10 protein-coding genes are annotated in these 7,149 nt (G+C 64.9%); 4 read left to right on the top strand and 6 right to left on the bottom strand.

Annotated features, from left to right (window positions below; translation table 11 throughout):
- The 3 genes from dmpG to VK533_RS13815 form a co-directional block, all read left to right on the top strand.
- A partial coding sequence (dmpG, locus tag VK533_RS13805; RefSeq protein ID WP_324378615.1) for a 4-hydroxy-2-oxovalerate aldolase occupies positions 1–831 on the top strand: 831 nt, incomplete at its 5' end.
- Positions 824–1,585 (top strand): 2-keto-4-pentenoate hydratase, encoded by a 762-nt coding sequence (locus VK533_RS13810; RefSeq protein ID WP_324378618.1) that lies wholly within the window; start codon positions 824–826, stop codon positions 1,583–1,585. The genes dmpG and VK533_RS13810, both read left to right, overlap by 8 nt.
- Complete coding sequence (locus tag VK533_RS13815; RefSeq protein ID WP_324378620.1) at positions 1,578–2,066, top strand: MarR family winged helix-turn-helix transcriptional regulator; 489 nt, start codon at positions 1,578–1,580, stop codon at positions 2,064–2,066. The genes VK533_RS13810 and VK533_RS13815 overlap by 8 nt, the downstream gene beginning before the upstream one ends.
- A gap of 6 nt (positions 2,067–2,072) precedes the next feature.
- On the opposite strand, the gene VK533_RS13820 is transcribed toward VK533_RS13815, so the two are convergent.
- The 6 genes from VK533_RS13820 to VK533_RS13845 form a co-directional block, all read right to left on the bottom strand.
- Positions 2,073–2,987: a fumarylacetoacetate hydrolase family protein gene (locus tag VK533_RS13820; RefSeq protein WP_324378622.1), complete on the bottom strand. Its 915-nt coding sequence runs from the start codon at positions 2,985–2,987 to the stop codon at positions 2,073–2,075.
- An 11-nt stretch (positions 2,988–2,998) separates the two neighbouring features.
- Positions 2,999–3,187, bottom strand: a complete 189-nt coding sequence (locus tag VK533_RS13825; RefSeq protein WP_324378624.1) for a 2-hydroxymuconate tautomerase family protein — start codon at positions 3,185–3,187, stop codon at positions 2,999–3,001.
- A 10-nt stretch (positions 3,188–3,197) separates the two neighbouring features.
- Positions 3,198–3,959, bottom strand: a complete 762-nt coding sequence (locus VK533_RS13830; protein ID WP_324378626.1) for a pirin family protein — start codon at positions 3,957–3,959, stop codon at positions 3,198–3,200.
- 170 nt (positions 3,960–4,129) lie between these two features.
- The gene (locus VK533_RS13835) at positions 4,130–5,362 is read right to left on the bottom strand and encodes an acyl-CoA dehydrogenase family protein (RefSeq protein ID WP_324378628.1); all 1,233 of its coding nucleotides are present in this window, start codon (positions 5,360–5,362) and stop codon (positions 4,130–4,132) included.
- A gap of 14 nt (positions 5,363–5,376) precedes the next feature.
- Positions 5,377–5,907, bottom strand: coding sequence for a flavin reductase family protein (locus VK533_RS13840; RefSeq protein ID WP_324378630.1), 531 nt, complete (start codon positions 5,905–5,907; stop codon positions 5,377–5,379).
- A 49-nt stretch (positions 5,908–5,956) separates the two neighbouring features.
- Positions 5,957–6,598, bottom strand: a complete 642-nt coding sequence (locus tag VK533_RS13845) for a MarR family winged helix-turn-helix transcriptional regulator (RefSeq protein WP_324378632.1) — start codon at positions 6,596–6,598, stop codon at positions 5,957–5,959.
- Between the two features lie 153 nt (positions 6,599–6,751).
- On the opposite strand from VK533_RS13845, the gene VK533_RS13850 reads away from it, so the two are divergent.
- Positions 6,752–7,149, top strand: a 398-nt coding sequence (locus tag VK533_RS13850) for an MFS transporter (protein ID WP_324378634.1), incomplete at its 3' end; no start/stop codon positions are given.

The following is a 7,149-nucleotide window of genomic DNA, read 5'->3' on the forward strand; positions in this document are numbered from 1 at the left end:
GACTGGATCGGCGCGGTCGCGGAAGTGCTGGAGCACAGCATCCTCACGACCCTGCTACTGCCGGGCATCGGCACGGTCCATGATCTCAGGCACGCTTATGAAATGGGCGTGCGCTCGGTCCGCATCGCGACCCACTGCACCGAGGCCGATGTTTCGCGGCAGCATATCGAATATGCGCGCGGTCTCGGCATGGACGTGTCCGGCTTTCTGATGATGAGCCACATGAGCGAGCCCGAGCCGCTCGCCCAGCAGGCCAAGCTGATGGAGAGCTACGGCGCGCATTGCGTCTATGTGACCGACAGCGGCGGCGCGCTTACCATGGACGGCTATGCGGCGCGGCTGCAGGCCTATGACCGGGTACTCAAGCCCGAAACCCAGCGTGGCGTGCATGCGCACCACAACCTCTCGCTCAGCGTCGCCAATTCGATCGTCGCGGTCCAGAACGGGGCGGTGCGGGTGGATGCCAGCCTCGCCGGAATGGGGGCGGGGGCAGGCAATGCGCCGCTCGAGGTCTTCATCGCGGCCGCCGATGTCTATGGCTGGAACCATGGCTGCGACCTGTTCGCGCTGATGGATGCGGCGGAGGATCTGGTACGGCCGCTGCAGGATCGTCCGGTGCGGGTCGATCGCGAGACGCTCAGCCTGGGTTATGCCGGCGTCTATTCGTCATTCCTGCGGCATGCCGAAAAGGCGGCGGCGGATTACGGCCTCGACACGCGCGCCATCCTGATCGAGCTTGGCCGGCGGAAGATGGTGGGCGGCCAGGAGGATATGATCGTCGACGTCGCGCTCGACATGGCGAAGCAGAAGCGGGAGGCCGAACATGCCTGAGACGACGGAAATCGCGGCGCGCCTTGACGACGCCGCGCGCTACGCGCGCGCCACGGCACAACTCGCCGAGCCACTGACAATCGAGCAGGCCTACCGCGTGCAGGCCGCGTCGCTCGGCCGCCGCTATGCGCGCGGCGAGCAGCGCGTCGGCATCAAGATGGGGTTCACGAGCCGCGCCAAGATGGCGCAGATGGGTATCGACGAGATGATCTGGGGTCGCCTGACCGACGCCATGCTCGTCGAGGATGGCGGCATCATCCGCTTCGACAATTATGTTCATCCGCGGGTCGAGCCCGAGATCGCTTTCCTGCTGAAGGCGCCGCTCGGCGGCAGCCTCTCGCCGCCGGCGGCGCTCGCGGCGGTGGAGGCGGTCGCGCCGGCCTTGGAGATCATCGATTCGCGCTACGAGAATTTCAAATTTTCGCTGACGGACGTGGTGGCGGACAACAGTTCCTCATCGAGCTTCGTGATCGGCCCATGGGCGAGCCCGACCCAGGATCTGTCCAATCTCGGCATGATAATGGAAATAGACGGCGTCGCCCGGCAGATCGGCTCCAGCGCGGCGATCCTCGGCAATCCGATACGCTCGCTGGTCGCGGCCGCGCGGTTGGCCGCGGCGGCCGGCGAGCCGCTGCGCGCCGGCGATATCGTCATGGCCGGTGGCGCGACCGCTGCTGAGGCGCTGGCCATCGGCAACCGGGTGCGGCTAGAGGTGCAGCGGCTTGGCAGGGTCGAGTTCTCGGTTCATGGATGATGATGCCATCACGCAGCAGCTAGCGGATCAGTCCCAGCCGGATCTGGTCGATTTCGACCTGCTGTCGGCACCGGGGCACCTGCTTCGCCGCAACCACCAGCGTTCGTATGAGCTGTTCACGAAGCGCGTCGGTCCCACCGTCACACGCCAGCAATTCGCGCTCCTGCTATCGCTCGCGCAGCGGCCGGGCGCGTCGCAGCGCGACCTGGTCGACGCAACCGGCATGGACAAGAGCACGCTCAAGGAAATGCTGGAGCGCATGGTTGCGCGCGGATGGGTGCTGCGCGAGCGCGACCCGTCGGACAGCCGTGCCTGGACGATGCTGATGACGGCGCAGGGCCGCGAGCTGCTCAATGAACTCATTCCGCTCGTCGCCGGCGTGCAGCGCGACATATTGGCGCCCCTGGCGGAGGAGGATCGTCCCGTGTTCATGCGCCTCCTCCGAACCTTGCTGGGGTTCGAGGAGCGCGCAGTTCAGTAAGCGCCGTCAAGGGGCGATGATCGGGGTAACCAGCTCACCGAGCGCGCCGATTTCCATGCGCACCTCGTCACCCGGCTTCAGATATTCGGGCGGCTTGCGGCCATGGCCGACGCCGGCCGGCGTGCCGGTGGCGATCACATCGCCGGGCGAGAGCGTCATGATCGACGTCAGATGCGCGATGATAGGGGCGACCCCGTAAACCATCTGGGCGGTCGATGAATCCTGTTTCACGATGCCGTTGACGCTGAGCCGCACCGGCAGATCCTGCGGATCCGCGACGAAGCGCGCGGGCAGCAGATAGGGCCCGAACGGGGCGAAACCGTCATAGCCCTTGTGTCGCACCCAATCGACCCCGATCGGCGGCCGGCTCGCGATCCAGTCGCGCGCGGAGAAGTCGTTGAAATTGGCATAGCCGGCGATCACGCTTAGCGCGTCTGCCTCGGAGACGTCCTTGCAGGTCGTGCCGATGATCACCGCGAGTTCCGCTTCCCAGTCGAACATTTCCACGCCCGCCGGGGCGACGACCGCCTCACCCGATCCGCGCAGCGTGTTCGAAGCGGGCTTCAGGAAGGAATAAGGGTAGGTTGGCACGATCGGAATCGGCATTTCCGCGATATGATCATGATAGTTGGCGCCGATACAGATGAGCTTGCCCGGCGCCTTCAGCGGCGGCCGAAATCGCGCGTCGGCGGCAGGGCTCCCTTCGCTGCGGAAGCGCTCGCCGGCCGTGGCAACCGCGGCGTCGAGCGCGTTGGACCAGCGAGCCCAATCCTGCAGCAGCGGCGCAAGATCGTCGAGCGCGCCCAGCGTCGCAGTGTCACCCAGGAGCGTGGCTACCGGCAGCAACCGGCCATCCTGCTCGACCACCGTTGTGTCGCGATCGCCGCTTCGCACGACCGCCAGCCTGTACATTCCCATCATCGCTTCTCCGGTTATTGCTGTTCTGCCTTGCTGATCGCGCCGACCCCCCAATGCTGGGGCTCGACCTCCGTCAGCAGGATGCGGATTGCCTGTTCGGGCACGCCAAGCGCGCGGATCGTGCCTTCGGCGAGTTCGCGGATCAGTTGCTCCTTTTGCTCGGCGGTACGGCCGGAGAGCATCTGAACATTGATGATTGGCATGACTTCCTCTTCAGCTCCCCTGCGCGATCGAACCCATCTCCCCACGACGGTAGCGCGCCACCGCGTCGTCCAGCGCCTCGACCGAGGAGAATGCGAATGGTCCGTTCGAGACTGTCGGCACATCAAGCGGCTCGCCGGCGAGCAGCACAAACCGCGCGTCGCCGATCGTGGCGGCAATGTGCAGGTCGGGCGTGCCGCGCGCGCAGACAATTGCTGCGGGCGCGGCCGCTTGCTCGCCGTCAATGTCGATCGCGCCACTGAACAGATAAATCGTCGCGCCAGCCGCCGGCCAGGGGTTGCGCCATTCAATCCCGGTTCCGGGGGAAAGCGCGACGTCCAGCAGCTGAAGCGGACTTGGCGGTTCGATCGGCGCGCGGGCTCCGCCAAAGCTGCCGGCGATTACGCGCACCCAGGCACCCTCGCCGATCGTGAGGCGCGGCAGTTCATCCGGCTCCAAATGGTGAATGACAGGGGCCATCCGCTCCTGTTCCGAAGGCTGGCGGACGAAGATCTGAAGTCCTTCGGCCACGACGCCATCGGGCTCTGGCACCTCTTCGTGCACCAGCCCGGATCCGGCGGCGGTCCAGTGCAGTCCGCCGGCATGGATCAAGCTTCGATCGCCGCGACCGTCCCGGTTGCGCATGCCCCCGGCCGACTCCGGCAGCAGATAGGTGACGGCGGAGAAGCCCGCATGCGCGTGCGGCGGAAATGTCGGCCCGCGCATCCGAAAATGATCGAGGTTGAGAAATGGATCTCCCTCCCGCCCGAACATCGCAGGCGTCACACGCACGGCTTCAAAAGCGTCGCCATGTCGCGCGATTTGTGGTTTGTGTATCCACAATCTGGATTGGCTACTGAGCACGCCGCTGATTCTCGCCTAAAAGTGGATACACCTTGTCAGCGTGGGCGAGTATGTCAATCGCGAATGAAACCGATTTTCGCCTAGAACATGCCTTTGGGCTCCAGGCCCAGTGCCATCGCCCCGGCCATCGAACCGACCGCGTCCCAATTAAAGCTGATGTGCCGTGCAGTGGCGTTCACATCGCGCCAGGCGCGCTGCACCGGATTGGCGAGCGCGAGCCCTTGTCCTCCGGTCGACGCATTCAGCGCCTCCACCGCCTGCACCGTCAATTTCACGGCGAAAGCCTGGCCGCGGCGGCTCTCGACGCGCTCTTCCTTCGTAATCGCCCGGCCGGCGCGCACGCTTTCGGTCCGGTGCCGCAAGTCGCGCATCAATATCTCGCGGGCGGCATCGAGTGAGGCCGCCGCTTCGGCGACGCGGATCTGGATCGTTGGAAACTCGGCCATGCGGATCGCGCCGCCCGTGACCGCGCCGCGCGTCTGCCGTGCGCCGACCTGCTCGACATATTGGGCGAGCGCGCCTGCGGCGGCGCCGAGCCCCGCCGAGACGAGGCAGGACGGGAAATAGACAAACATCGGCACCGCGAAGGTGGGATTGTGCGCGTGATGGCGAGACCCGGGCGAGTGGCCATTCATGACGTCCGGGAAGAACAGCATGCGGTGCGCCGGCACGACCACCTGATCGAGCACCAGCGTTTTGCTGCCCGTTCCCGCCAGGCCGACCGTGAACCAGTCGTCGTCGATCCGATAGTCGTCGGCCCGTACCAGCATGAACGCCGGCTTGGGCGGGGTTTCCGGCGTGTCGCCGGGGATCATTGCGGCGCACAACGCCCATTTGGCATGATCGCAGCCGCTGGCGAACGACCAACGGCCGCTGATGCGATAGCCGCCCTCGACCGGCTCCGCCTTGGTTGTCGGCGCATAGGAGCCGCACACCATGCCGTCGGCGTCCTCGTCCCACACGTCATGCTGTGCTTCGACCGGAAATTGCGCGAGCAGCCATTGGTGCGCCGCGTAGAGACCGCACACCCAGCCAGTCGAGGCGCAGGCGGACGCGATCTCCTGGATCGCCTCGGCCAGCGCATCGAAGTCCTGCTCGTAGCCGCCGAACTCCAGCGGCTGGAGGATCTGGTAGAGGCCCGCCTTGCGAAGCGCCTCGACATTCTCAGCGGGAACCTGGCGTGCCTGTTCCGTGGCGAGCGCGTTTGCGGCGATGCCGGGCAATGTTTCGCGAATGCGGCTGAGAATCGTCGCGCGATCGGGGCGCTGCATGTCCCGCGTGAGCGAAACGAGATTGTCGGGGTGCGTGGCCATAATTCTCTCCCTTTTCAGTCGGCCCGCATCCGCGGCAGCGAGGTGCAATAGGATGCGTTGTGATAGAGCAAAGGCGTCTGGCTCACGCCGAAGCGCACGTCGCGCACCTCGCCGATGAACAAGGAGTGCGTGCCATAGGGCATCGCCGCCACCTTCTCGCAGAAAATGCTCGACTGGGCGTCCTCGAGATAGCCGATGCCGCCTTCATCGAAGCACCAGCTTCCACGGCTGAAGCGCTCGGCCGGTGGAACGCCGCCGCTGAACGCGGTCGACAGCGATTCCTGCGTCTCGTCGAGGACATTGACGCAAAAGGAGCGCGCACAGCACAATATATCGTGCAGCAAGGTCGACTTGTTGAGGCAGATGACCAGCGCCGGCGGGTCCATCGTGACCGACATGACGGCGGTCGCGGTCATACCATGGCGACGTACGCCGTCGGAGGCCGTGATGATATGAACGGTCGAGGCGACGCCCCTCAGCGCCTCCTTGAAGCGCGAACCGAGATCCGGGTCTGCGATCGGCCTTTGTACGGCGGCGAGAGTCATGCGAGTCTCCACTCCTGCCGCCGCTGATACTTGCATTTACAACTGTTGTCTATGCAATATTTCGTTTGGAAGTGCGGAGCTCGCCCTCGAGTATGTCGAGCGATGTGTAGATCCGGTCGAGCCAGGTCTTGAGTTGCTCGACTTCCGCCGGGTCGAGCAGGGATGAGGCGACTTCCGCATAATGCTCGGCGCGTTGCAGCAGGTTCTGGGCGATCTGCTGGCCCTCGGCCGTCAGATTGATCCGGACCGCGCGTTCATGGTCCGGGTCGCGCTCGCGCGAAACCAGATTGCGCTCGACCAGCGTGCCGATCATGCGCGACGCCGTCGGGAGCGACATCGACGTCGTCGCGGCCAGATCGTTGAGCCGCTGGTCGGGGCGCTCCGCGAGCGACACCATGGCCTGGTACATCGGCAGGGTAAGGCCGAAATCAGCGATGCGCTGGATGAATAGCAATCCCAGCCGAGTCCCCAATCGGTTCAGCCGATACGGCAGCGAGTCTGAAAGTCGGTACATCGGCGCCCCTCGTTTGCGGCACGATAGCAAAATCGCAAGGTGGGCATGGGATGTTTTCTGGAATGCCGGCCGATTGACGGCCATCGCCGCAGACTTGTCACGCGCGATCCGCTGCACCAACGATCCGGTAGCGGAAATTTGGGCGCGCCAGGAAATAAAGCCAACGCCGCCAGTCAACTTGCAGCCGCCTAATCGTGGCTTCGCGCTACGGATTGAAAAGAGGGCATCCCACATTCGCCACGACGCTGATCGTAGAATGACTATCGACACATAGAGCTTGCCATCCGCCAACCTATAATACAGGATGCCGTAATAACGGTGAGAGGTTGCATGGCAGGTCCCGGAGTGGCGGATGCGGAAGGGGTGCTTTCAAGGGCCAGTTCGCCAGCGTCAAAAACGACCTATCTCTGGTTCGTTGCAGGCGTGTCCGCTCTGGGCGGACTTTTGTTTGGTTATGATTGGGTCGTCATAGGCGGGGCGAAGCCCTTCTATGAGGCGCATTTCGGGGTGGTCGAGCCCTCCCAGCAGGCCTGGGCGATGAGCTGCGCACTGGTGGGGTGCCTGGTCGGCGCGATCGCCTCGGGGATGCTCAGCGAGGCGATCGGCCGACGCAACGCGCTGATCCTCTCGGCGGCCGCCTTTGCCGTCTCGTCGATCGGCACCGGCATGGCGTCGAGTTTCCAGGCTTTCGTCGTGTGGCGGATGTCCGGCGGGCTGGCGATCGGCAT

The sequence above is a fragment of the Sphingomonas sp. genome (assembly GCF_035317925.1).
GTDB lineage: Bacteria > Pseudomonadota > Alphaproteobacteria > Sphingomonadales > Sphingomonadaceae > Sphingomonas_I.